Source organism: Streptomyces celluloflavus (assembly GCA_000720995.1).
GTDB lineage: Bacteria > Actinomycetota > Actinomycetes > Streptomycetales > Streptomycetaceae > Streptomyces > Streptomyces celluloflavus.
On the sequence record JOEL01000058.1, the window covers coordinates 16,094 to 39,901 of the forward strand.

A 23,808-nucleotide genomic window follows, 5' to 3' on the forward strand; every position below is an offset into this window, starting at 1 on the left:
CCGAAGGCTGACTCCTTGAGGGGCGGTGGCCGGGCGACGGGAGGGCCAGTGTGTCAGCCGAAGGCTGGCTCCTTGAGGGGCGGTGGCGGACAGGTACGCGTCAGGGCGCGGCGGTCTCTCTGGTGTCCGCAGCCCGCTGGGAGCTGTGCATCGGCATCTCGGTCAGGCCGGGGAAGTAGATGTGCAGGCTGACGGCGGGCGCCAGGGCGTCGTTGACGACGTCGTGGACGTAACCGGGGGCGAAGACCCGCTGGGTGCCGGCCCGCAGGGTGTGGTGTGCGGTGCGGGTGCCGGCCGTGACATGTTCGGTCAACTCGCCTTCCAGGACGGTCAGTACACCGGACGACCGTCCGTGGTCGTGCCGGCCGCTGCCCTGGCCCGGGACCCAGCTGAGCAGCCAGACCTCGTAGCCGGGGCCGGTGCGCAGCCGGTGGTACCAGCGGGTGGTGGTGTCGTAGCGGACGAGCGGGACCCAGGCGGCGCGGTCGGCGGCGATCGAACGGGCCAGGCCCGCGAAGCCGGCGACGGTGGCCGGGTGGGCGGGGACGGGCGGCAGCAGGTGCGGGATGGCGAGCGGGTCGCCGGCGATCTGGACGTCGCTGTTCATGTGCTTCGAGTTCCTCGGCGGAAGTGCTGGGGTGACGCGAACGGGGTGCGGCACGGCGCGGGGCTGTCCCGGTGGGGAGCGCGGCGCGATGGCGCGGAGCAGGAGTGCTGCGGGGGTGGTGCGAGCGGAACGGCTGGAGCTCGGTGGCTTCAACAGCTGGAACAGCGACAGCGAGCCTGCGCGGCGCAGAGCGACCCGTAAGCACGGGTCAGTCGGGGCGCGGGAGTCGCTGGCATGCGGTCAAGCAGACCGGGTCCATGGCGCAATGTCAACCGGATGTCGCGTTTGCGGCAAATGATTCACCTCATCCGGTTACTGTCATAGGCGAAAGGTTTGTGCAGTCGTTGACCAGGAGAAGTCGCCCAGCATCGGCGTTCCCAAACGCCGTTGCGGACCTGTGACCCGTCTGTGATCTTCCCCGCTTCGGCGGGCGGGGTGCAACGGGTGGGGCGCGTGGTCGCGTCTCGGTGAGTGAGAAGCGAGTGCCGGGTGATGCACCCGGGGAAGTGTCCGGGTTTTTGGTGATTTGAACACTTTCCGCATAGGCTTGGTTCCGCAGAGTGAATAAGAGGCTCAATAGCAGATCTCGGCTTGACTGGCCCGGATCGGCACACTTGTAATTTCACTCGTGTCGTTCAGCCGTTATCGATCACGGCGAGATCACGGGGACGTCAAGACAGACACGGGGACGTCAAGACAGACGAGGGGCGCACATGACCGAGCTGTTCGAGGAATTGCTGGTCGAAGAGGCGGACGAGGAGCTCGGCTGGCAGGAGCGCGCACTGTGCGCCCAGACCGATCCCGAATCCTTCTTCCCGGAGAAGGGCGGCTCCACCCGCGAGGCGAAGAAGGTCTGCCTCGCCTGTGAGGTCCGCTCCGAGTGCCTGGAATACGCCCTCGCCAACGACGAGCGCTTCGGTATCTGGGGCGGCCTGTCCGAGCGCGAGCGGCGCCGGCTGAAGAAGGCCGCCGTCTGAACACCGCACGGCAGCCCGCGCGAGAGGCGGCACGCGGCCCCGCCGCGGTGTCACGCCAACTCCCCATATCCCCCTATAGCGAACGCTCCGCCTCCGGCGTACTGCCCGCCGGAGGCGGACTGCTGTGTACGGAGCCGGTCGGCGCCCCGGCGCGAACCATTAGTGTGGGGCCCCGTCCGAGACGTGCCGACGCCCCCACGGGGCGCGCGCGTCCCTCGTAGTCCGTCGCAGTGTGTCTGCCGGGGGCGGGGGCCTGGAGCGGCTTCGCCGCGGGCCCCGGACTCCCGGGTCCGGAGGGCCCGTACCTCGATGTCCGTGCACAGCCAGTCGGCGGCCCAGGCCGCCTCATACGCAGCCGCCCCCCCAGAGTTCCCCCGGCATGTCGTCACCGCCGTGCTCGTCTCCCATGACGGCGCCCGCTGGCTGCCCGACGCGCTCGCCGGGCTGCTCGGCCAGGAACGCCCGGTGCAGTACGCCGTCGGCGCCGACACCGGCAGCGCGGACGACTCCGCCCGGCTGCTCGGCGAGGCCCTCGGGGACGAGCGGGTGCTCCACCTCGCCCGCCGCTCCGGCTTCGGCACCGCCGTCGACGAGGCGGTCCGTACGGCCCCCGTCCTGGCCGCCGACGACCTGCCCTATCTGCAGCGCCCCAGCGGCTGGGACCCGGTCAGCCGCACCTGGCAGGACGACGCCTACGACCAGCCGGAGCACCCGCACGGCGAACCGGTCCAGTGGCTCTGGCTGCTGCACGACGACTGCGCGCCCGAACCGGCCGCCCTCGCCGAACTGCTGCGGGTCGCCGACTCCAGCCCCGCCACCGCCATCGTCGGCGCCAAGCTGCGCAGCTGGTACGACCGCCGCCAGTTGCTCGAAGTGGGCGTCAGCATCGCGCGCAGCGGCCGCCGTTGGACCGGTCTGGACCGCCGCGAACAGGACCAGGGCCAGCACGACCAGGTGCGTCCCGTCCTTGCCGTCTCCACCGCCGGCATGCTCATCCGCCGCGACGTCTACGAGCAGTTGGGCGGCTTCGACCGCGGGCTGCCGCTGATGCGCGACGACATCGACCTCTGCTGGCGCGCCCAGGCCGCCGGCCACCAGGTCCTCGTCGCACCGGACGCGGTGCTGCGGCACGCCGAGGCGTCCGCCCGGGAACGCCGGCCGATCGACTGCGTCGGCCGCTCGGCCCGCCCCTCGGGCGACCGCGCCCCCGCCGCGCCGGCCAAGCGCTTCGCGCTGCGCGGCGCCACCCCGCACCGCGTCGACAAGGCCGGGGCCGTCTACACCCTGCTCGCCAACACCCGCGGCGCGCTGCTCCCGTACGTCCTGCTGCGGCTGCTGCTCAGCACCGTCCTGCGGGTCGTCGCCTACCTCCTCGGCAAGGCCCCCGGCCAGGCGCTGGACGAGTTCGCCGGGCTCCTCGGCACCCTGCTGCGGCCCGGCAAGATCCTCGCCGCCCGGCGCGGCCGCGGCCGTCCCGCGGTCGACGCGAGCGAACTGCGGCCGCTCTTCCCGCCGCCCGGCGCGACCGTGCGCGCCTCCGTCGAACAGGTCGTCAGCAACCTCGGCGGGCGGGAGGCGCCGGATGCCGCGTCGGCCGGCCGGCACGGCGCCGTGGAGTCCGGACCCGGTGGCGACGACGCCGACTTCCTGGAGATCGAGCAGTTCGCGCGGCTCAAGCGGATCGCCCGCAAGCCCGGCCCGGTGCTCTTCCTGCTGCTGCTCGTGGTGTCGCTGGTCGCCGGCCGGGATCTGCTCGGCTCCGGCGCGCTGTCCGGCGGCGCCCTGCTGCCCGCGCCCGCCCATGTGTCCGAGCTGTGGTCGTCCTATCTCGACAACTGGCATGCGGTCGGCACCGGCGACACCGCCGCCGCGCCGCCGTACCTGGCGCTCCTCGCCCTGGTGGCCACGGCCTGCTTCGGCAGCACCGGCTTCGCCGTCACGCTGCTGCTGGTCTGCTCCGTCCCGCTGGCCGGCCTGACCGCCTACTTCGCTTCCCGCCCGCTGGTCGCCTCCCGGCTGCTGCGGGCCTGGGGGAGCGTCGCGTACGCGTTCCTGCCCGCGGTCGCCGGCGCACTGGCCGGCGGCCGGCTGGGCACCGCCGTGCTCGCCGTCCTGCTGCCGCTGATGGCGCGCGCCGCGGTCGCCGCCGGCGGGCTGCGGCTCGCGCCCGGTACCCGGCCCGGCTGGCGCGCCACCTGGGCGTACGCCCTGCTGGTCACCGTGACCACGGCCTTCACCCCGGTCGTCTGGCCGCTGGCGGTCGCCCTCGGTATCGCCCTGCTGGTGCTGCGCGCCCTGGACGGCAGCCGGGCGGCGCTGCTCGGGTACGGGCTGCGCTTCCTGGCCGTCGCCCTCACCCCGCTCGTCGTGCTCGCGCCCTGGTCGCTCTCGCTGCTCACCCACCCCGCGCGGTTCTTCCAGGAGGCCGGTCTCGACTACGGCGCCGGCTCCGCCACCGCGCTCGGCCTGCTCGGGCTCAGCCCCGGCGGGCCCAAGGCGGCCGGCGGGGTGCTGCTGTTCGGCATCGTGCTGGCCGCCCTCGCGGCGACGCTGCGCGACGCCCGGCAGACGGCGATCCGTACCGCCTGGGTGGTGGCCTCGGCCGGGCTGCTCTGCGCGGCGCTGGGCAACGGCTCCGGCTGGACGGGGCCCGCCCTGCTGGTCTACGGCCTGGCGCTGCTCTGCGCCGCCGCGGTCGGCGCCGAGGGCATCCGCACCCGGATGACCGCCCTCGGCTTCGGCTGGAAGCAGCCGGTCGCCGTGCTGATCGCGCTGGCCTGCGCCCTCGCCCCGCTCTACGCCGCGGTCAGCTGGATGATCACCGGCGCGGCCGGGCCGGTGCAGCGGCGCGACGCGGTCCAGGTCCCGGCGTTCGTCGCCGAGGAGTCCGGCACCGCCGACCGGCCCCGCACCCTGATCCTGGACGGCCGGCCCGGCGAGGTCGGCTACACCCTCGTCCGCGGCTCCGGCGCCCGGCTGGGCGATGCCGACGTGGCCGCGGCGGCGGGTGAGGACAAGCGGCTGGGCGGCATCGTCGCCCACCTCGTGGCGGGCTCCGGCGCCGACCAGACCAGCCAGCTCGGCGGGTATGCGGTGCGCTACGTCCTGGTCCGCAAGGGCGCGCCACGGGAGACCGGCCGGGTGCTGGACGCGACCCCGGGGCTGACCCGGCTCAGCCAGGACGACGGCAGCGCCCTGTGGCGGGTGGACCAGCGGGTCTCGCGGGTCTCGATCGTGGCGGGCGCCGGGCGGGACGGGACCAGGACGGGCGAGGCGGTGGCGCCCATCGCGGTACCGGCCGGGCCCGTCGAGGCCCACACGCAGGTGCCCGACGGCGCCGACGGCCGGGTGCTGCGGATCGCGGACGCGGCCGACGCGGGCTGGCAGGCCACCCTCGACGGCAAGCCGCTCAAGCCCGTGACGCTGGACGGCTGGGCGCAGGGCTTCGAGCTCCCGGCCGGCGGCGGGCAGCTGGACCTCACCCACGACGGCCCGCTCGGCCACTCCCTCTGGCTGGCGGCGCAGGGCCTGCTCGCGGTCGTCCTGGTGGTGCTCGCCCTGCCGGGCCGCCGCCGGGAGATCGACGACGACCTGCCGGAGGAGACCGTGGCCCCGGCCCCCGCGCCGGCCGCCGACGCGGCCACCGGTGCGGTCACCGGCGAGGGCCGCCGGGCGCGGCGGCTGCGGGCCGCGGCGCAGGCCGCCGCCCCCGAGGCCGAGCCGGGCGCCATCCCGGGTCCGCGCACGGACGAGACGGCACCGGCCGGCCCGCCGGGAGAGCCGGCGCCCGCTCCGGTGACCGCCGCGATCCCCGCCCAGGACCCGGCCCCGGCCGCCGACCCGTACGCGGCGGTGCCGCACCAGTACCCGTACGAGGACTGGCAGACCGCCCAGCCGGCCCAGCCCGGCTACGACCCCGCGCAGCAGCCGTACCCGCCCGCCGATCCCTACCAGGCCCCGTACGGGCAGCAGCCGTACCCGTCGGCCGACCCGTACCAGACCGCCGGGTATCCGGCGGACCCCTACCAGGCGGGCGTCTACGACCCCTACGGCTACGGACAGCAGTCCTACGAGGGGGCGCCGCACCCCGGCTACGACCCCGCGCAGCAGCAGCCCTACGCCGACGGACCGCAGCAGCCCCCCCAGCACCTGCCCTACGACGACGGCACGACGTACCACGGCTCCTACCCCGAGCCGCGCCGTGACGGGAGCGACCAGCAGTGAAGCGCACCTTGATGTCCCTGATCGGCGCGGCCGTCGCGCTCGCCGCCGTCACCGGTGTCGCCACCGTCGCGGCCCCGGCCCCCGGCGGCGCCGCGCAGACCGCGGCGCCGGGCGGCTCCCGGCTGCCCGTCCAGCGCTCCGCGCTGCTGTGCCCGCCGCCGACCTCCTCGGCGGTCGGCGAGACCACGTACACCGCCTTCGTCCCCCCGGGCGCCGGCGCGGCCGGCAAGAAGGGCACCGCGCAGCTGGTGCCCGCCGGGTCGGTCAAGGAGAGCGGCGGCAAGGACGGGAAGGGCAAGGGAGGCGGCGCGGGGGACGGCCAGCAGGCGGTCGCGCCGGGTGACACCAAACCGGTCGCGCCGCTGGCGGAGGCCGGGAAGCCGGTCACCGCGACCACCGAAAGCGGCGGTGCCCCCGCTCTGGTGGGGGCCGCCGACGGCGCGTTCGCGCCCGGCTGGACGGTCCAGCAGACCACGTCCGTCGCGGCCGGCGCGGGCCGCGGGCTGCTCGGGCTGAGCTGTGTCGCGCCCGATACGACGTTCTGGTTCCCGGGTGTGAGCACCGACAAGGACCGCCAGGACTACGTCCATCTGACCAACCCCGACTCGACCCCGGCTGTCGTCGACCTCGAACTGCACGGCAAGGACGGTGCGTTGCGGGCCGCGGCCGGCGAGAACATCTCCGTACCGCCGCACGCCACGGTCCCGGTGCTGCTCTCCACCCTGACCGGCGCCCCGGTCACCGACGCCACGCTGAACGTCATCGCCCGTGAGGGCCGGGTCGGCGCCGCAGTCCAGGCCGTCGACGTCAAGCTCGGCGGCGACTGGCTGCCGGCCGCCGCCGACCCGGCGCCGAGTGCGGTGCTGCCGGGCATCCCGGCCGACGCCACGTCCGTCCGGCTGGTGGCCCTCGCGCCCGGTGACGCGGACGCCGACCTGAAGGTGCAGCTGGCCACCCCGACCGGTCTGATCGCCCCGGCCGGGGTGGAGACGCTGCACGTCAAGAGCGGTATGACGACGGCGATGGACCTCAAGGACATCACCAAGGGCGAGGCCGCGTCGCTGGTGCTGACGCCCACCGACAGCGGCTCCAAGGCGCCGGTCGTGGCGGCGCTGCGGGTGACCCGGGGCACCGGCGACAAGCAGGAGACGGCGTTCATCCCGGCCACCCGGCCGGTCGGCGAGCGGGCCACCGCCGCCGACAACCGCGACAAGGGCAGCACCCTGACGCTCGTCGCACCGGAGAAGGGCAAGGACGCGAAGGTCAAGGTCACCGCGTCCGCCGGGAGCGGCGGCGGTACACCGGTCAGCAAGACGTACACGGTCAAGGGCGGTGCCACGCTCGCCGTCGAACCGCCGCGCCCGCAGGGCCTCAAGGGCTCCTACGCGCTGACGGTGGAGCCGGAGCCGGGCGGCGGACCGGTCTACGCGGCGCGCATGCTGGCGCAACCGCAGGGCGGGATCCCCGCCTTCACCATCCAGACCCTGCCGGACGACCGGGGCTCGGTCACCGTCCCGACGGCCCGCCAGGACCTGTCGCTGCTGACGGACTGACCGCACGGCGTGAGCGCATAGCGGGCATACGGGAGTGAACCGGGCGGAGTTGACCGACCGGAGCGCCGGACCCGCGGTACGGCCTCAGTCCTGGCCGTACCGCGGGTCCACCGACTCCGGCGACAGACCGAGGAGTTCGGCGACCTGCTCGACGACCACCTCATGGACCAGCAGCGCGCGTTCGTCGCGGCTCTTGGTGCGGATCTCGACCGGCCGGCGGTAGATCACGATCCGGTCGCGATATCCGCCGGCGGCCGGCACCGCCCGGCCCAGCGGCACGGTCTCGCCGTCCGCATCGGTGTCCGGCACCTCGTCCGTACCGAAACCGGGCACCTCCAGGACGATGAAGTCGACGTTCTGGAGCTGCGGCCAGCGCCGCTCCAGCCGGTCCCGGGAGTCGTACACGAGGTCCACGAAGGCATCGGCGCGGGTCACCGACAGCGGCACCTGCGGCGGCGCGATCGGGCCGCGCATGCCACGGCCGTGGCGGTCGCGGCGGCGCGGGCGCGGCTCCGACTGACGGGGCGGTACGGGGGTGTCCATCACCGTCGAGCGTAGCCGCCGCGGGGCGGCGGGGGCCGCAGTGCGCGACAACACACACCATGTCGCCGATTGACCGCTACGGTCCGCGTTGCGTTCGTTTGCATCCCGTCATGAGATCGCGGAACCCCTGTGGAATGACATGAATTGCAGCGAATAATGACGGGATTCGTCGCCCCGCACCGTCCGTCCCGGCCCGCCCGGGGCAGGTCAGGTCGAGCGGGTGCAGGTCAGACGCATCGGACGAAGTGGGACGACACGGTTGGGTGAGCCGGGGGTGAGTCGTCGCGGCCCGCTCAAGAGTGCGGTAGCGTCCAACGTCGTGAGCCCTGTACGTCGCTGTTCGCGCACTGCGTGCGGCCGCCCCGCCGTCGCAACGCTGACGTACGTCTATGCGGATTCGACCGCCGTGCTCGGACCGCTCGCCACCTACGCCGAACCACACTGCTACGACCTGTGCGCCGAGCACTCCGAGCGCCTGACCGCCCCCCGTGGCTGGGAAGTCGTCCGTCTCGCCATCGACTCCGGACCCTCCCGCCCCAGCGGCGACGACCTCGAAGCGCTCGCCAACGCCGTGCGCGAGGCCGCCCGGCCGCAGGAGCGCGCCGCGGGCGAGGGGCCGCAGGCCGCCGGGCCCGGCGGCCGGGACGGCCAGCCCACGGAGGTCGGCCGCCGCGGCCATCTGCGGGTGCTGCGCTCGCCCGACTCCTGAGCGACCGGCCGCCGTTGCGCGCGACCGGACAGGGACTTGTGTGGCGGTACGTGAAGTGTCCATCACTTTCCGTGAGTTGTGTCAAGCCTCCCCGGTCATCGCCCTGACGCCGGTGCCGGTACACGCCCGCAGCCGTGCCCGGCGCCTGCCGCGCGCGGTGGCGCGTACCCGGCGGTCGTTTCGCCCCGCCTCGGGACGGACGGGTAGGTTTGGGGCTCCGTAGAGACCCCAGGAGGGCTGGCTGTGACTGATCTGTCGCAGATCGTCAAGGCGTACGACGTGCGTGGTGTGGTCCCCGACCAGTGGGACGAGGCGCTGGCCGGGCTGTTCGGCGCGGCCTTCGCGGAGGTCACCGGCGCGGACGCGATCGTGATCGGGCACGACATGCGGCCCTCCTCGCCGGGGCTGGCCGGCGCCTTCGCGCGCGGCGCCGCGGCGCGCGGGGTGGACGTCACCGAGATCGGCCTGTGCTCCACCGACGAGCTGTACTACGCCAGCGGCGCGCTGGGGCTGCCCGGCGCGATGTTCACGGCCTCGCACAACCCGGCTCGGTACAACGGCATCAAGATGTGCCGGGCGGGCGCGGCCCCGGTAGGCCAGGACACCGGTCTCGCGGACATCCGCGCACTGGTCGAGCGGTGGTCCGAGGAGGGCGCCCCGGAACCGGCCGCGACGCCGGGGACGATCGGCCGCCGCGATGTACTGGCGGACTATGCGGCGCATCTGCGGTCCCTGGTGGACCTGTCCGGCAGCCGGCCGCTGAAGGTCGTGGTGGACGCGGGCAACGGCATGGGCGGGCACACCGTACCCACCGTCTTCGCCGGACTGCCGCTCGAACTGGACGCCCTCTACTTCGAGTTGGACGGCTCCTTCCCGAATCACGAGGCCAACCCGCTGGACCCGAAGAACATCGTGGACCTCCAGGCGCGGGTGCGCGAGGTCGGCGCCGACCTCGGCCTCGCCTTCGACGGCGACGCGGACCGCTGCTTCGTGGTGGACGAGAAGGGCGACCCGGTCTCCCCGTCCGCGATCACCGCACTGGTCGCCGCCCGCGAGCTGGCCAAGCACCCCGGCGGCACGGTCATCCACAACCTGATCACCTCCTGGTCGGTGCCGGAGGTCGTGGCGGAACTGGGCGGCGAGGCGGTCCGTACCCGGGTCGGCCACTCCTTCATCAAGGAGGAGATGGCCCAGGCCGGCGCGATCTTCGGCGGCGAGCACTCCGCGCACTACTACTTCCGCGACTTCTGGAACGCCGACACCGGCATGCTCGCCGCCCTGCACGTCCTGGCGGCGCTCGGCGGCCAGCAGGGCACGCTCTCGGAGCTCGTCGCGCAGTACGACAGGTACGCGTCCTCCGGCGAGATCAACAGCACCGTCGACGACCAGGCCGGCCGGCTCGCCGCGATCCGGGCCGCCCACGCCGGCCGCCCCGGCGTCACCCTCGACGAACTGGACGGACTGACGGTCACCACCGCCGACTGGTGGTTCAACGTGCGCGCCTCCAACACCGAGCCGCTGCTGCGGCTGAACGTCGAGGCCCGGGACGCGGCGACCGTCGAGCGCGTCCGCGACGAGGCACTGGCGATCATCCGCGGCTGACACCGGAGCGGCCGGGGCCGGCCCGGCGGCGGGGGACCGGACCGGCCCCGTACCGCCGGCCGGCGCCCCGGCCCCGCCCGGCCACCCCGAACCCACGCCGCGCAGGCCCGCGCACCCCTTACGGCGGTAGGCTGGCCGAGCCGCAACCACCCGAAGGAGCAGCACCCATGCCGGTCGAAGCCAGCCTGATCGAGATCCTCGCCTGCCCGGCGTGCCACGCCCCGCTCGCGGACCGCCCGGCACCCGCCACCCCGGCCGCCGACGCCCCGGCCGACGGCGTCGCGGGCCCCGAGTCCGAGCTGGTCTGCACCTCCGGTGACTGCGGCCTCGCCTACCCCGTCCGGGACGGCATCCCCGTACTCCTCGTCGACGAGGCCCGCCGCCCCGCCTGACCCACCGCCGGGCCCCGACCCGGCACCGCCCGGAGTTCACCGCCCGTTTCGGCGACCGGAGGCCGCGCCACCATGCTCGACGAGTCACTCCTCGACACCCCCGAGGCGCTGTCGGGCGCCGACCGCTTCGGGCTGCTGCGCGGTGTCGCCGAATCCGGCGCCCGGGTCCGCACCGCCGCCCGCAGCGCCGCCGAGTCCGGCATCCCCGACCTGACCCCCGACGGACGGCCGCGTGCCGTCCTCGTCGCCGGCCCCGGCCCGGCCGCCGCCTGCGTCGCCGACCTCGTCGCCGCACTCGGCGGCGGCAGCTGCCCGGCCACCCTCCTCCCGCCCACCGGCGTCGCCCCGCTGCCCGGCGCACTGCGCTGGACCCTGCCCGGCTGGACCGGCCCGCTGGACCTGCTGCTGCTCGCCGGGCCCGACGCCGCCGACCCGGGCCTGGCCGAGCTCGTCGAACAGGCGTACCGCCGCGGCTGCGCCGTCGTCGCCGTCACCCCCGCCGGCGGCCCCCTCGCGGACGCCGTCATCCAGGCCCGCGGCCTCGCCGTCCCCCTGGCCACCACCCCGTACGACGCCGAGTTCGACGTCGAGGGGGCGCCCCCGGCCGCCCCCGGCACCCTCTGGTCGCTGCTCATCCCGCTGCTCTCGCTCGCCGACCGGATCGGCCTGCTCGACGCGCCGCCCGAGGCACTGGCCCGCCTCGCCGACCGCCTCGACCAGCTCGCCGAACGCTGCGGCCCGGCCATCGCCACGTACAGCAACCCCGCCAAGACGCTGGCCGCCGAGCTCGCCGACGCGCTGCCGCTGATCTGGACCGAAGGCACCGTCGCCGGAGCCGTCGGCCGGCACTTCGCGGCCGTGCTGACCGGTCTCGCGGGCCGCCCCGCGCTCACCGCCGAGCTGCCCGAAGCGCTCGCCACGCACCGCGCGCTGCTCGCCGGCGCGCTCGCCGCCGGCGCCGACCCCGACGACTTCTTCCGCGACCGCGTCGACCAGCCCGCCACCCTGCACGCCCGGATCGTGCTGCTGCGCGACCAGGCCCCCGGCCCGCACTCCGCCACCCGCGCCGCGCATGCGCTCGCCGAGGAGCGCGACACCGCCGTCAGCGAGCTCGAACCGGAGGCCGGCAGCGCCCTGGAGAGCGCCGCGGAACTGCTCGCCGTCACGGATTTCGCCGCCGTCTATCTGGCACTCGCCGGCACCGGCTGACGCGGGACGGTCCGCTCCGCACCCCGGCCCGGACCGCCCCGCCGCACCACCGTTTTCCCGCACGACCGAACGTCAGGAAGCACCCCCATGGACCGCCTCGCCAACACTGTGCGCCCCTATGCCTGGGGCTCCGTCACCGCCATCCCCGAGCTGCTCGGCGTCGAGCCGACCGGCGCGCCGCAGGCCGAGATGTGGATGGGCGCGCACCTCGGCGCCCCCTCCCGCATCGACCGCGGCGCGGGGCCCGTCTCGCTGGCCGAGGTGATCGACGCCGCACCGGAAGCCGAACTGGGCGCCGACGCCGTCCGCGCCTTCGGCCCCCGGCTGCCGTTCCTGCTCAAGCTGCTCGCGGCCGGCTCGCCGCTCTCCCTCCAGGTCCACCCCGACCTCGCACAGGCGCGGGCGGGCTTCGCCGACGAAGAGCGGCGCGGCGTCCCGATCGACGCCGGGCACCGCAACTACAAGGACGCCAACCACAAGCCCGAGCTGGTCTGCGCGCTCACCCCGTTCGACGGGCTCTGCGGCTTCCGGCACCCGGCGCAGGCCGCGGACCTCCTGGACGGCCTGGCCGTCGACGCCCTCAAGCCCTACGCGGACATCCTGCGCGCCGGCCCCGAACAGGACGCGCTGCGCGAGGTCCTGACCGCCGTCCTGACCGCCGAGCACGACGCGATGGCCGAGACCGTCGAACAGGCCGCCGCCGCGGCGGCCGAACTGGGCGCCGGGGACGGCCCGCACGCCGCCTCCTACGCCGCCTACGCCGCCATCGCGCACCACTACCCCGGCGACCCCGGCGTGATCGCCGCGATGCTGCTCAACTACGTCCAACTCCAGCCCGGCGAGGCCCTGTTCCTCGGCGCCGGCATACCGCACGCCTACCTCAACGGCCTCGGCGTCGAGCTGATGGCCAACTCCGACAACGTGCTGCGCTGCGGTCTGACCCCCAAGCACGTCGACGTCCCCGAACTGCTCCGCATCGTCCGCTTCGAGTCCCGCGACCCGGGCGTCCTGCGCCCGGAGGCGGTCGACGGCGAGGAGGTCTACGAGACCCCGATCGACGAATTCCGGCTCTCCCGCTTCGTCCTGGCGCCCGGTGCCGCGCCCCGCCCGCTCGACGCCCGTACACCGCAGGTCCTGCTGTGCACGGCGGGGACGGTCGTGCTGCGCGGCGAGGCGGCGGCGGACGGTGAACTGGTGCTCGCGCCCGGCGAGTCGGCGTTCGTCCGGGCCGGCGAGCGGGTCGCCCTCACCGGTGAGGGCACGCTCTTCCGCGCGACGGTGGTCGCCTAGGAACCTGTGAGGCACGTCGGCCGGGCTGCGACAATGACCGCCGCAGCAGCGTTAAAGGGGCGGTAAAGCCCGGCCGACGGAAGGAACACAACGGCCTCATGAGTGCATCAGGCGGAACAAAGGCGATCGTCGCGGCGCTGAGCGCCAATCTGGCGATCGCCGTGGCGAAGTTCGTGGCTTTCGCCTTCAGCGGCTCGTCCTCGATGCTGGCGGAAGGCGTGCACTCCCTCGCGGACTCCGGCAACCAGGGCCTGCTGCTGCTCGGCGGCAAGAAGGCCAAGCGCGCGGCGACCGAGGAACACCCCTTCGGCTACGGCCGCGAGCGGTACATCTACGGCTTCCTGGTCTCCATCGTCCTGTTCACCCTCGGCGGCGTCTTCGCGCTCTACGAGGGCTACGAGAAGATCCAGAACCCGCACAAACTCGACAACTGGATCTGGCCGGTGGCCGTCCTGCTCTTCGCGATCGTCGCCGAGGGACTCTCCTTCCGGACGGCCGTCAAGGAGTCCAACGAACTGCGCGGCAAGCAGAGCTGGGCCCAGTTCATCCGGCGCGCCAAGGCCCCCGAGCTGCCGGTCGTGCTGCTGGAGGACTTCGGCGCGCTGATCGGCCTGGTCCTCGCGCTCTGCGGCGTCGGCCTCACCGTCGCCACCGGTGACGCCCTCTGGGACGGCATCGGCACCATGTGCATCGGCACGCTGCTCGTACTGATCGCGCTGGTCCTCGCCGCCGAGACCAAGTCACTGCTGCTGGGCGAGGCCGCGGGCGCCGACCAGGTCGCCAAGATCCGCGCCGCGGCGGTCGACGGCGATGTCGTCACCGGCGTCATCCATATGCGCACCCTGCACCTCGGCCCCGAGGAACTGCTGGTCGCCGCCAAGATCGCGGTACAGCACGACGACACGGCCACCCAGGTCGCGGACGCCATCAACGCCGCCGAGGCCCGCATCCGCGCGGCGGTGCCGATCGCCCGCGTCATCTACCTGGAGCCCGACATCTACAGCGAGGCCGCGGCCGCCGCGGGGAACAACCCGGGGAAGGCACCGGGCGGCCGCTGACCGACGGCGGCGCGTAGCGCCGTGGACTGAGTCACGTATACGGCTACGGGTACCGCCACAGGTACGGACAGCAGCGGCACCGGGACGGCCACGGATATGGCGAAGGCCCCCGCACCGATCGCGTGCGGGGGCCTTCGTACGGGAATGCGCGGTGACCGTGTGCGCGGCTGGTTACCGGATCTCGCCCAGTACCCGCAGGATCGCCGCGCTGTCCGGCGCGCTCTGCAACCGGGCCCGGAAGCCGGGATCCATCAGCTTCCGCGACAGCAGCGCCAGGATGCGCAGATGCTCGTCACCGGCCGCCGCCTGCGGTACCGAGATCAGGAAGACCAGCCTGGCCGGTGTGCCGTCCAGCGAACCCCAGTCGATGCCCTCGGCGGACCGTGCGAACCCGACGACCGGCGCGGTCACCGCGTCCGTCTTGGCGTGCGGAATCGCGATCTCCTCGCCGAGCCCGGTGGTGCCCTGCGCCTCACGGGCCAGCGCCACCCGCACCAGCTCGTCCACGTCCGCCACCTTGCCGGTACCGGCCACGAGCTCGGCCATCTCGCGAATGGCCGCCTCCTTCTCACGGGAGACGAGCTGCGTCTTGAGGGTCTGCTCGGTCAGATAGCCGGACAGCACCTCGTCGACGGGGCCGTTCGCCGCTGTGTCCGCTGCCGTCGCGGTGGCCGTCGCCTCCGTCGCCGTCGGCTTCTCCGGGGACCCGGCCGTACGGGACGCCGGTACCGCGGCGTCGGCCGTGGCGGCGGGTGCGGCCGCGCGGTCCGCCGCGCCGGCTCCGGCCCCCGCACCGGCCATCGCCAACGCGGGCTCCGGCACCAGCGACTTCGCCGCGGCGCCGGCCGGCACCTTGCCCTTCTTACGGTCGGCGATGTCCACCAGCGTCACCGTGGCGAGCGCCGTGACCACCGAACCGATGGCGACGGCGATGAAGAACGTCGGCACCCCGCCGACCGCACCGAGCACGGCCACGATCGGACCACCGTGCGGCACCGCGTCCGTGACCCCGGCCATGCCCGCGATGGCACCGGCCACCGCGCCACCGAGCATGTTCGCCGGAATGACCTGTGCGGGCCGCGCCGCCGCGAACGGAATCGCGCCCTCGGAGATCCCGAAGAGCCCCATGAACAGGGCCGCCATACCGGTCTCCCGCTCCTGGTCGGAGTAGAGCCGCTTACGGATCAGCGTGGCCAGCCCCTGGCCCAGCGGCATGACCGGAATCGCCGCGGCGCACATCCCCATGACGGTCAGGTTGCCGGTGGCGATCAGACCGGTGCCGAAGAGGAAGGCCGTCTTGTTGACCGGTCCGCCCATGTCGAACGCGATCATCAGCCCGAGGAGCGCGCCGAGCAGGATCGCGCTCGACCCGGTCATCCCGCCGAGGAAGTCGGTGAGGTGCGTGAACACCCACGAGATGGGCTTGCCGATGACGTAGATGAAGAAGAGGCCCAGCGCCGCCGTCGCCACGATCGGGATCACGATGATCGGCATGATCGGCTGGATGAACTTCGGGACCTTGACCTTCTTGATCCCGAGCACCAGATAGCCGGCCAGGAAGCCGGTGACGATCGCGCCGATGAACCCCGCGCCCGCCTTGGAGCCGTACAGATCACCGGTGTTGGCGATCCAGCCGCCGATCATGCCCGGCACCAGCGCCGGCCGGTCCCCGATCGCGTACGCGATATAGCCGGACAGAATCGGCACCATCAGCGCGAAGCCGATGACCCCGATGTCGTTGACGTGCTTCCAGAACGATCCGTCGGGGATGACCAGGCCGCCCTCGGGGTTGGCGTGCCCGCCGATCGCCAGCGATATCGCGATCAGCAGACCGCCGACCACGACGAACGGGATCATGTAGCTGACCCCGTTCATCAGCGCCTTGTACGCGAGGCTGCGCTCCTTGCCGCCACCGCCGGCACTCTCGCCGCCCTTGGCGGAGCCGCCCTCCTCCCCGTCGTACACGGGCGCGTGCTGCACCCGCTCGATCAGCTGAGCGGGATGGTGGATGCCCTCGGCGACGCCGACCGCCACCAGCCGCTTCCCGGTGAACCGGCTGCGGTCGACATCCTTGTCCGCGGCGATGATGACGCCGTCCGCGCTCTCGACATCGTTGTCGGTCAAGGCGTTCTCGACCCCGATCGAGCCCTGGGTCTCCACCTTGATCTCGTGGCCGAGCGCCTCCGCGGCCTGCGCCAGCTTCTCGGCGGCCATATACGTGTGCGCGATACCGGTCGGGCAGGCGGTCACTGCGAGCAGCTTCAACCCTCGCCCGCTCTTCCCCGCGTCCCTGGGGGGATCGGCTGGACTGGTGGTCACGTGGTTCTCCTCAAGACGAACGTGCGCACGGGGCGTACGACAGCTCCCGCGCACTTTGCATACTGCAACATGCGGCCACACAAGCAAAGGTGCGCAAGACCCGGACACCAGGGACCATCGGCCTGAACATGGCGGCGCTTTGGTTGGGCCTGTGGTGGCACGGCCCTGCCTGGCGGCCCGTCGCGGGATGCGGGCGATGCCCGGCCTGGCGGTCCGACGGGATGCGGCGGTCCGGGCTGACGGATACGGCGGTGTGGGGCCTGTGGCGTTGAGCCCTGGGTCCGGGACGCGGCCGTACGAGGGGGCTGCGCGCCGGTCCCGGCTCGTAGCCGTACGAGGGCCGCGCACCGGAGAGCGACATCCTCCGAGAGGTCCCGGCTACGCAGCAGCGGGAGGCCCGGCCTCGGGTACCCGGCCCGGGGCGTCCGGCCCCGGGCCCAGCTGTCGGTACGGGCCCCGCCGCCCCCGAGCTCGTCCTGGCTCCGCTCCCGAGCTCGCCCCGGGCCTCGGCACGCAGTTGCACGAGGGGGCTCGACGCCGGGGGCGACACCCGGGAGGTCCCGGCAGGTGGCCGTGGGAGGGCTCGGCCCCGGACGCCTGGTCCTGGCGATCCGGCCCCGGGGGCTGCCATCCGTCCGTAGGGGCTCCGCCCGCTCGCCCCGGCCTTCCGACGGTCCGTTCGCCGCCGCACACCTGCCCCGGGCCGCGGCTGGACCTCGCGCCGGACCTCGGGCCGGTCCTTGTACCGGATCCCGCGCCGGACCCGTCCCGGATCCGTGGCAGACCCGTCCCCGGCCGAACCGGAGCGGCCGGATCCCCCCGGAATCCGCCGACTGGGGTTCATTGGGCCGAGCGGTGTAGATTCGTCCGCAGTACCAGGCGTCGCTGCTGATGGCGGTCGGTCGGCCCGCACCGCGGACCGGCCGAGGGAGAGAGGGCCTCCGACGGACTGCGCTGCGGCCGGGGGAGAGGTGTGTTCGCTTCTGCGACGCCCCTGCCTGCCCGTGTCGCAGACCTTCCAGCCCTAAACACCGACCGTTCAGGAGCAGTCAGCCATGACGTCAGTACCCACCGGCCAGGACTTCAAGGTCGCGGACCTGTCCCTCGCCGCCTTCGGCCGCAAGGAGATCACCCTCGCCGAGCACGAGATGCCCGGCCTGATGTCGATCCGCAAGGAGTACGCCGACGCCCAGCCGCTGGCCGGCGCCCGGGTGACCGGCTCCCTGCACATGACCGTCCAGACCGCCGTCCTGATCGAGACCCTGGTCGCCCTCGGCGCCGAGGTCCGCTGGGCGTCCTGCAACATCTTCTCCACCCAGGACCACGCCGCCGCGGCCATCGCGGTCGGCCCGAACGGCACCCCCGACAACCCGCAGGGCGTTCCGGTCTTCGCCTGGAAGGGCGAGAGCCTGGAGGAGTACTGGTGGTGCACGGAGCAGGCGCTGACCTGGCCCGGCTCGCCCACCGGCGGCCCGAACATGATCCTGGACGACGGCGGCGACGCCACGCTCCTGGTCCACAAGGGCGTCGAGTACGAGAAGGCCGGCAAGGTCCCCGCGATCGAGACCGCCGAGAGCGACGAGCACCGCGCCATCCTCGAACTCCTCCACCGCACCGTGGACGGGACCTCGCAGAAGTGGACGCGCCTGGCGTCCGAGATCCGCGGCGTCACCGAGGAGACCACCACCGGCGTGCACCGTCTGTACGAGATGCAGCGCGACGGTGACCTGCTCTTCCCGGCGATCAACGTGAACGACGCCGTCACCAAGTCGAAGTTCGACAACAAGTACGGCTGCCGCCACTCGCTGATCGACGGCATCAACCGCGCCACCGACGTCCTCATCGGCGGCAAGACCGCCGTGGTCTGCGGCTACGGCGATGTCGGCAAGGGCTGCGCGGAGTCGCTGCGCGGCCAGGGCGCCCGCGTGATCGTCACCGAGGTCGACCCGATCTGCGCCCTCCAGGCGGCGATGGACGGCTACCAGGTCACCACCCTTGAGGACGTCGTCGAGACCGCCGACATCTTCATCACCACCACCGGCAACAAGGACATCATCCTCGCCTCGGACATGGCGCGGATGAAGCACCAGGCCATCGTCGGCAACATCGGTCACTTCGACAACGAGATCGACATGGCCGGCCTGGCCAAGCTCGACGGCATCGTCAAGGACGAGGTCAAGCCGCAGGTCCACACCTGGACCCACCCGGACGGCAAGGTCCTGATCGTGCTGTCCGAGGGCCGCCTCCTCAACCTCGGCAACGCCACCGGACACCCGTCCTTCGTGATGTCCAACTCGTTCGCGGACCAGACGCTGGCCCAGATCGAGCTGTTCACCAAGCCCGACGAGTACCCGACCGACGTCTATGTGCTGCCCAAGCACCTCGACGAGAAGGTCGCCCGCCTCCACCTCGACGCGCTCGGCGTCAAGCTCACCGAGCTGCGCCCGGAGCAGGCCGCCTACATCGGCGTCGAGGTCACCGGCCCGTACAAGCCCGACCACTACCGTTACTGATCACGCAGCAGGCGGTGTATCCAGGCCCTCGCCGCTCGCGGCGGGGGCCTGGCCCGTGAAGGCCCCCGCACCGGCCCGCCGGAAGGACGCCCATGCCCCGCGGTCACTACTCCCTGCACGACCCGCACGATCACACCCCCCTCGGTGAAGAGCACTTCCACTGCGCCACCGGCCCCACCGGCTGGCGCTACGTCTCCCAGATCACCACCCCCTCCGGGGAGCACGCAGGCTCCGTCGACCTCACCCTCGACGAACTCGGCCGCCCCATCCGCCTCGAACTCCACGCCTCCGCCTGGCAGGTCCGTGGCGCCGCCCTCGACGGCGTCACCTGGGTACGTACCGACCCGACCGGCGAACACGCCACCGAAGGAAACGTCCGCGCCCACGCCTTCACCGGCGCGTCCCCCGCGTTCCTCATCGCCACCGCCCGTCTGCTGCGCCCCGCCCCGGGCGCCGGAGCCGTCCGCACCCGCCTGCTGGCCCTCACACCCCCCGTCCTCGCCCCCCGCACCCTCGACCAGTCCTGGGCCTTGCTGAAAAGCACACCACACGCCACTGACAACGCCCCCCTCATCGCCGACGAATACCAGGTCAACGACCTCGAAACCGGCGAGCAGCACACCGTCCACCTCGCCGGCGACGTCGTCCTGGCCGCCCCCGGCATCGAACTCGAATCCCTCGAATCCCCACCGTCCACGTTCTCCTGACCCGCCCCGACGCCCCCACCTGCCACCCTCACCACCCAGCACGGCACCCAAAACGACGGCCAGGCACGCCATACGGACATGTCACGCACGCGAACGGACATGTCACGCACGTAAGGCGTGCGCGCACGAAGTGTGCGGACGGCGTATGGCTATAAACCTGCGAACCTGCCGGCCCTGCACCTCCGGCCCTTCCGGCTCTGCTGCCCCCGGACACTTCCAGCCCCTCCGGAGCGCGCCGCGAAGCACCCGGGCGCTACGTGGGTCCCCGCCGGAACACCGAGACCATTGAGCATGTCCCACGCCACATCTGGGTTCGGGCCCTGGCCGACCGTCTATGGGCGCTTCCGGGGCTGGCGGAACGCCGGTGTCTTCACCGCTCTGTTGGAAGGTCTGATCGCTGAGGCCGTCCGCCAGGGCAAGACGGCCTTGTCCCTGGTGAGAGTGGACTCCAGGACGGCTCGCGCTCACCATGACGCTGCCGGGATGCTCGTCGGCACGGACGTCATGAAGGCGCTGGAGGAGGCCACCCGAACAGGAACAGGCCCGGCAAAAAAGGGCGACGAGGGGGAACGGAACGGGCAGGACGGCGCGAACGAGCCCGAGCGGGAAGAGCGCCGACGCGTTCGCCGCCGAGGCAGACTCCGTCTGAAGGAAGCCTTGTTCGGCAGGTCCCGCGGCGGGCTGACCAGCAAGATTCAGCTCGCCGCCGATCGCAAGCGCCGGCCGTTGTCGTTCGTCCTGACTGCCGGGCAGGCCGCGGACGGTTCCCAGTTCATCCCCGTGCTGAAGAAGATCCGCGTCCGCCTGCCGGTCGGCCCACCTCGCGCCCGGCCGGGCGCGGTCGCCGCGGACAAGGCGCACTCAGCCCGCGCCAACCGCAGCTACCTGCGTAAACGTCACATCAGGGCGGTCACACCGGAGAAGAAGGACCAGGCCGCCAACCGGAAGAAAAAGGCAGCCAGGGCGGGCGGCCTGTCAGCCACGACACCGACCTCTACAAGGAACGGAACACCGTCGAGTGCCCGATCAACCGGCTGAAGGACTGGCGCGGCATCGCCACACGCTTCGACAAGACACCCGAGAGCTACCTCGCCGGCCTCGAACTCCGCGCCTCGATGTTCTGGCTCGGAGATCTCTTACAAGCAGCTGATTGATCACGACATCACACGGGCCCTAAGCGCGCCCCGCCGCACACTCATCTCCGACGGCTTCGCGACGACCACTGGAACCCAAGGTCGCCGGGACGGGCTATACCCCTCTACGCGGCGCTCCCGACGGCCACCCGCCTCTGATACCCGAGCCGCCACCGAACCGAGCCGAAGTCGCCGGGCCCCGTCCGTACCCCGAGAGCCCCGGGCCCAGGACAAGCACGTGCCCCGCGCCCAGAACGAGCAACCGCCCACGTAGCCGCGCCGTAGCCCCCGCGCCCGTCAGCGCCCGCCAGCACCTGTGCCGCCGTCCGCTCACCCACACCCCCACAGGCTCACCCACACCCCCACAGGCTCACCCACACCCCCACAGGCTCACGCCCACCCTCCACCGGCTCACCCTCACCACCCCCACCGCCATCACTCACCCCGGCGGCGCGAACCCCTTACCCAGTGCTCCACCATGGCCGGCACTGGCACACCCGCCGCGTCCGTACGCATCTCCGTCCCCGTCCCTGTCCCCGTCCCTGGCCTTGGCCCCGTCCTCGTGATCCCGTACGGCCCCGACACCTGCCGCCCCGCCACCGACCACCGGTACCCCCGCAGGCGGCGACCACGTCCCGGCCACCCCGGGCACCCCACCGCCAACCCGCGGCCCACCAGTCGCCGGCCCCTCGATCGCGCCCTCACCCCCAGGAGCGGCCCCCACCCTCTCCGGAGCCCCCATCGGCGCTCCGAAAGCCCGCCGCGCCTCCCGCGCCTGCCGCTCGCCCACCACCGCGGCCAGATACGCCGCGGGATGCGCCCCTATCGGCCCGGCCACTCCGGTGAACCTCCGCAGGTCACCCGCCAACCGCCCGGCCATCGTCAAACCGACCTGCGGATCCAGCTGCCGCATCCGCGCCAGGTACTGCCGTACGGTCAGCCACCAGCTGTCCGGCACCCGCGACAGATCCAGCGCCGCGAGCTGCGCCGTCAGCCACGGAGGCGGAGGCGGCAGCGCCACCCCGGGGCGCCCCGGATCCGCCGCGGGTATCCGCTCCCGTATGACCACCGTCCCCGCGAAAACATCCCCCAGCCGCCGGCCCCGCGCCGACACCAGCGAGGCGATCGACGCCACGACCCCCATCGTCAGCACGATCTCGACGGCCCCCATCGCCCCCCGCACCAACGCGTGCCGGAACCGGATCGGCCCGCCGTCCTCCCGCACCACCCGCAGCCCGCACATCAGCTTGCCCAGCGAACGGCCGTGGCTCAGCGTCTCGACCACGATCGGTATCCCGACCTGCACCAGGAGGAACAGCGCGACGGACAGGGCCGCCATCGCGGCGGCGTCCATCGACGACGCCGCGCTCATCAGCAACAGCGCCACCACGAGGTACGTCCCCCAGGCCACGGCCAGATCGACCAGCACCGCAAGCGCCCGGCTCGGCAGCCTGGCCGGCCGCAGCCCCAGCACCACCGCCTCACCTGTTATGAGCTCACTCACGCGCCCACTCCCTCTCCGTTCCCCGATGCCCCGCCCGCCCCATGCCGGCCCCGGCCAGTCTGCCAAGCTGACCTGGCACTCACCTCACGGCGCTGCGAGGAGCGACACCGCATGGACCTCGATGTCTTCGTCATGGCCCACCGTGCCGAGTGGGACCGCCTGGAAGCGCTGCTGCGCCGCAAGCGCCGCCTCACCGGCGCCGAGGCCGACGAACTGGTCACCCTCTACCAACGCACCACCACCCATCTCTCCCTCCTCCTCTCCAGCGCCCCCGACCCCGCGCTGACCGGCCGCCTCACGTCGCTCGTGGCCCGCGCCCGCAGCACGGTCACCGGCGCCCGCAAGGCATCCTGGCGCGACGCGGCCCGCTTCTTCACGACGGCCTTCCCGGCAGCGGTCTACCGCCTGCGCCACTGGTGGATGCCCACCGCGGTCCTCTCCGTAGTGGTCGCCGCCCTCATCGGCTGGTGGATAGCCACCCACCCGGAGGTCCAGTCGGCCATCGGCGCCCCGCAGGACCTCCGCGACATGACCCGCCCCGGTGGCAAGTACGAGACGTACTACTCCAGCCACCCCGCCGCGTCCTTCGCCGCCCAGGTATGGACGAACAACGCCCAGGCCACCGCCCTCTGCCTGGTCCTCGGCGCCTTCGCCGGGCTGCCCGTCCTGTGGATCCTCTTCGAGAACATGCTCAACCTGGGCGTCGGCCTCGGCTTGATGACCTCGGCGGGCCGCCTCGACACCTTCCTCGGCCTGATCCTTCCGCACGGCCTCCTCGAACTGACCGCCGTCTTCGTCGCGGCGGGCATCGGCCTGCGCCTGGGCTGGACCCTCATCGACCCGGGCCCACGCAGCCGCCGTACGGCCCTGGCCGAGGAGGGCCGCACCGCCCTCGGCGTCGCCGTCGGACTCGCCGCGGTCCTCTTCGTGGCCGGCACCATAGAAGGCTTTGTCACCCCTTCTGGCCTGCCCACCTGGGCCCGCATCGGCACAGGCATCGCCGCCGAGCTGGCCTTCCTCCTGTACGTCTACGTCCTGGGCGGACGAGCCGTACGCGCCGGCGAGACGGGCGACGTGGCCACCGCCGACCGCACCGCACTCCTGCCGACCGCCGCCTGATGTGCGTCGGACCCCGCTGACCTGCTAATCTCCTCTTCGCCCCAGGTACCCGTTGACACGGGAGTCAGGGGGAGGTAGATTCGAACGGTTGCAACGGAACTGGACATAGTCCGGTCGCAACGGTAGTGTCCATCTCCGCTTCGGCCGGAAGTTCAATTCGGCGAGGCGCATCCGATCACTTACCGGAAGAACCGGTCGATTAAATCGACCAAATCACTTCTGATAATGTCGGATCAGCCGAAAGGCGAAGCCCCTCCGACGGGTAATCGGAACCGAATTCGAACCGGAAACGGAACGGACCGGGTCTGATAGAGTCGGAAAGGCCGGAAAGCGAAAGCGGGAAGGCCGA

General features: G+C 72.9%; 16 protein-coding genes and 1 pseudogene. 13 read left to right on the forward strand and 4 right to left on the reverse strand.

Features of this window, described 5'->3' with window-relative positions:
* Positions 1-100: 100 nt before the first annotated feature.
* Positions 101-607: a cysteine dioxygenase gene (locus IH09_RS31855; protein WP_052861021.1), complete on the reverse strand. Its 507-nt coding sequence runs from the start codon at positions 605-607 to the stop codon at positions 101-103.
* A gap of 713 nt (positions 608-1,320) precedes the next feature.
* Here IH09_RS31855 and IH09_RS31860 point away from each other — a divergent pair.
* The 3 genes from IH09_RS31860 (at position 1,321) to IH09_RS31870 (ending at position 7,361) form a co-directional block, all read left to right on the forward strand.
* A complete protein-coding gene (locus IH09_RS31860) occupies positions 1,321-1,584 on the forward strand; it encodes a WhiB family transcriptional regulator (RefSeq protein WP_030266018.1) in 264 nt (87 codons plus the stop codon).
* 309 nt (positions 1,585-1,893) lie between these two features.
* On the forward strand, positions 1,894-5,808 hold the full coding sequence (locus tag IH09_RS31865; protein WP_052861022.1) for a glycosyltransferase family 2 protein: 3,915 nt from the start codon (positions 1,894-1,896) through the stop codon (positions 5,806-5,808).
* Positions 5,805-7,361: a DUF5719 family protein gene (locus IH09_RS31870; RefSeq protein ID WP_052861023.1), complete on the forward strand. Its 1,557-nt coding sequence runs from the start codon at positions 5,805-5,807 to the stop codon at positions 7,359-7,361. The genes IH09_RS31865 and IH09_RS31870 overlap by 4 nt, the downstream gene beginning before the upstream one ends.
* An 84-nt stretch (positions 7,362-7,445) precedes the next feature.
* Here IH09_RS31870 and IH09_RS31875 read toward each other — a convergent pair whose 3' ends face one another.
* Positions 7,446-7,904, reverse strand: coding sequence for a metallopeptidase family protein (locus tag IH09_RS31875; protein ID WP_172451054.1), 459 nt, complete (start codon positions 7,902-7,904; stop codon positions 7,446-7,448).
* A gap of 274 nt (positions 7,905-8,178) precedes the next feature.
* On the opposite strand from IH09_RS31875, the gene IH09_RS31880 reads away from it, so the two are divergent.
* From IH09_RS31880 to IH09_RS31905, 6 genes are all read left to right on the forward strand, one after another.
* Entirely contained in the window at positions 8,179-8,613 is a 435-nt protein-coding gene (locus tag IH09_RS31880; protein ID WP_110952715.1) for a DUF3499 family protein, read from the forward strand.
* 243 nt (positions 8,614-8,856) lie between these two features.
* Positions 8,857-10,215 carry a phosphomannomutase/phosphoglucomutase gene (locus IH09_RS31885; protein WP_052861025.1) on the forward strand — a complete coding sequence of 453 codons (1,359 nt, stop codon included), beginning with the start codon at positions 8,857-8,859 and terminating at the stop codon, positions 10,213-10,215.
* Positions 10,216-10,382: 167 nt separating this feature from the next.
* Positions 10,383-10,607 carry a Trm112 family protein gene (locus IH09_RS31890; protein ID WP_052861026.1) on the forward strand — a complete coding sequence of 75 codons (225 nt, stop codon included), beginning with the start codon at positions 10,383-10,385 and terminating at the stop codon, positions 10,605-10,607.
* Positions 10,608-10,679: 72 nt separating this feature from the next.
* Positions 10,680-11,816 (forward strand): SIS domain-containing protein, encoded by a 1,137-nt coding sequence (locus tag IH09_RS31895; RefSeq protein WP_052861027.1) that lies wholly within the window; start codon positions 10,680-10,682, stop codon positions 11,814-11,816.
* Between the two features lie 87 nt (positions 11,817-11,903).
* On the forward strand, positions 11,904-13,106 hold the full coding sequence (gene manA / locus IH09_RS31900) for a mannose-6-phosphate isomerase, class I (protein ID WP_052861028.1): 1,203 nt from the start codon (positions 11,904-11,906) through the stop codon (positions 13,104-13,106).
* A gap of 98 nt (positions 13,107-13,204) precedes the next feature.
* Entirely contained in the window at positions 13,205-14,164 is a 960-nt protein-coding gene (locus IH09_RS31905; RefSeq protein WP_052861029.1) for a cation diffusion facilitator family transporter, read from the forward strand.
* 171 nt (positions 14,165-14,335) lie between these two features.
* Here the strand turns inward: IH09_RS31905 and IH09_RS31910 are convergent, their stop codons facing one another.
* Entirely contained in the window at positions 14,336-16,414 is a 2,079-nt protein-coding gene (locus tag IH09_RS31910; protein ID WP_190233466.1) for a fructose-specific PTS transporter subunit EIIC, read from the reverse strand.
* A gap of 1,124 nt (positions 16,415-17,538) precedes the next feature.
* On the opposite strand from IH09_RS31910, the gene ahcY reads away from it, so the two are divergent.
* The 3 genes and pseudogenes from ahcY to IH09_RS38260 form a co-directional block, all read left to right on the forward strand.
* Positions 17,539-18,996 (forward strand): adenosylhomocysteinase, encoded by a 1,458-nt coding sequence (gene ahcY, locus IH09_RS31915; protein ID WP_052861031.1) that lies wholly within the window; start codon positions 17,539-17,541, stop codon positions 18,994-18,996.
* 92 nt (positions 18,997-19,088) lie between these two features.
* Positions 19,089-19,703 (forward strand): hypothetical protein, encoded by a 615-nt coding sequence (locus tag IH09_RS31920; RefSeq protein ID WP_052861032.1) that lies wholly within the window; start codon positions 19,089-19,091, stop codon positions 19,701-19,703.
* 312 nt (positions 19,704-20,015) lie between these two features.
* A pseudogene (locus IH09_RS38260) lies at positions 20,016-20,857 on the forward strand (IS5 family transposase); the annotation flags it as partial.
* 418 nt (positions 20,858-21,275) lie between these two features.
* On the opposite strand, the gene IH09_RS31930 reads toward IH09_RS38260, so the two are convergent.
* Entirely contained in the window at positions 21,276-22,340 is a 1,065-nt protein-coding gene (locus IH09_RS31930; RefSeq protein WP_052861033.1) for an RDD family protein, read from the reverse strand.
* 111 nt (positions 22,341-22,451) lie between these two features.
* Between IH09_RS31930 and IH09_RS31935 the strand changes: the two genes are divergently transcribed.
* A complete protein-coding gene (locus IH09_RS31935; RefSeq protein WP_052861034.1) occupies positions 22,452-23,459 on the forward strand; it encodes a stage II sporulation protein M in 1,008 nt (335 codons plus the stop codon).
* The last annotated feature ends 349 nt before the right edge of the window (positions 23,460-23,808 follow it).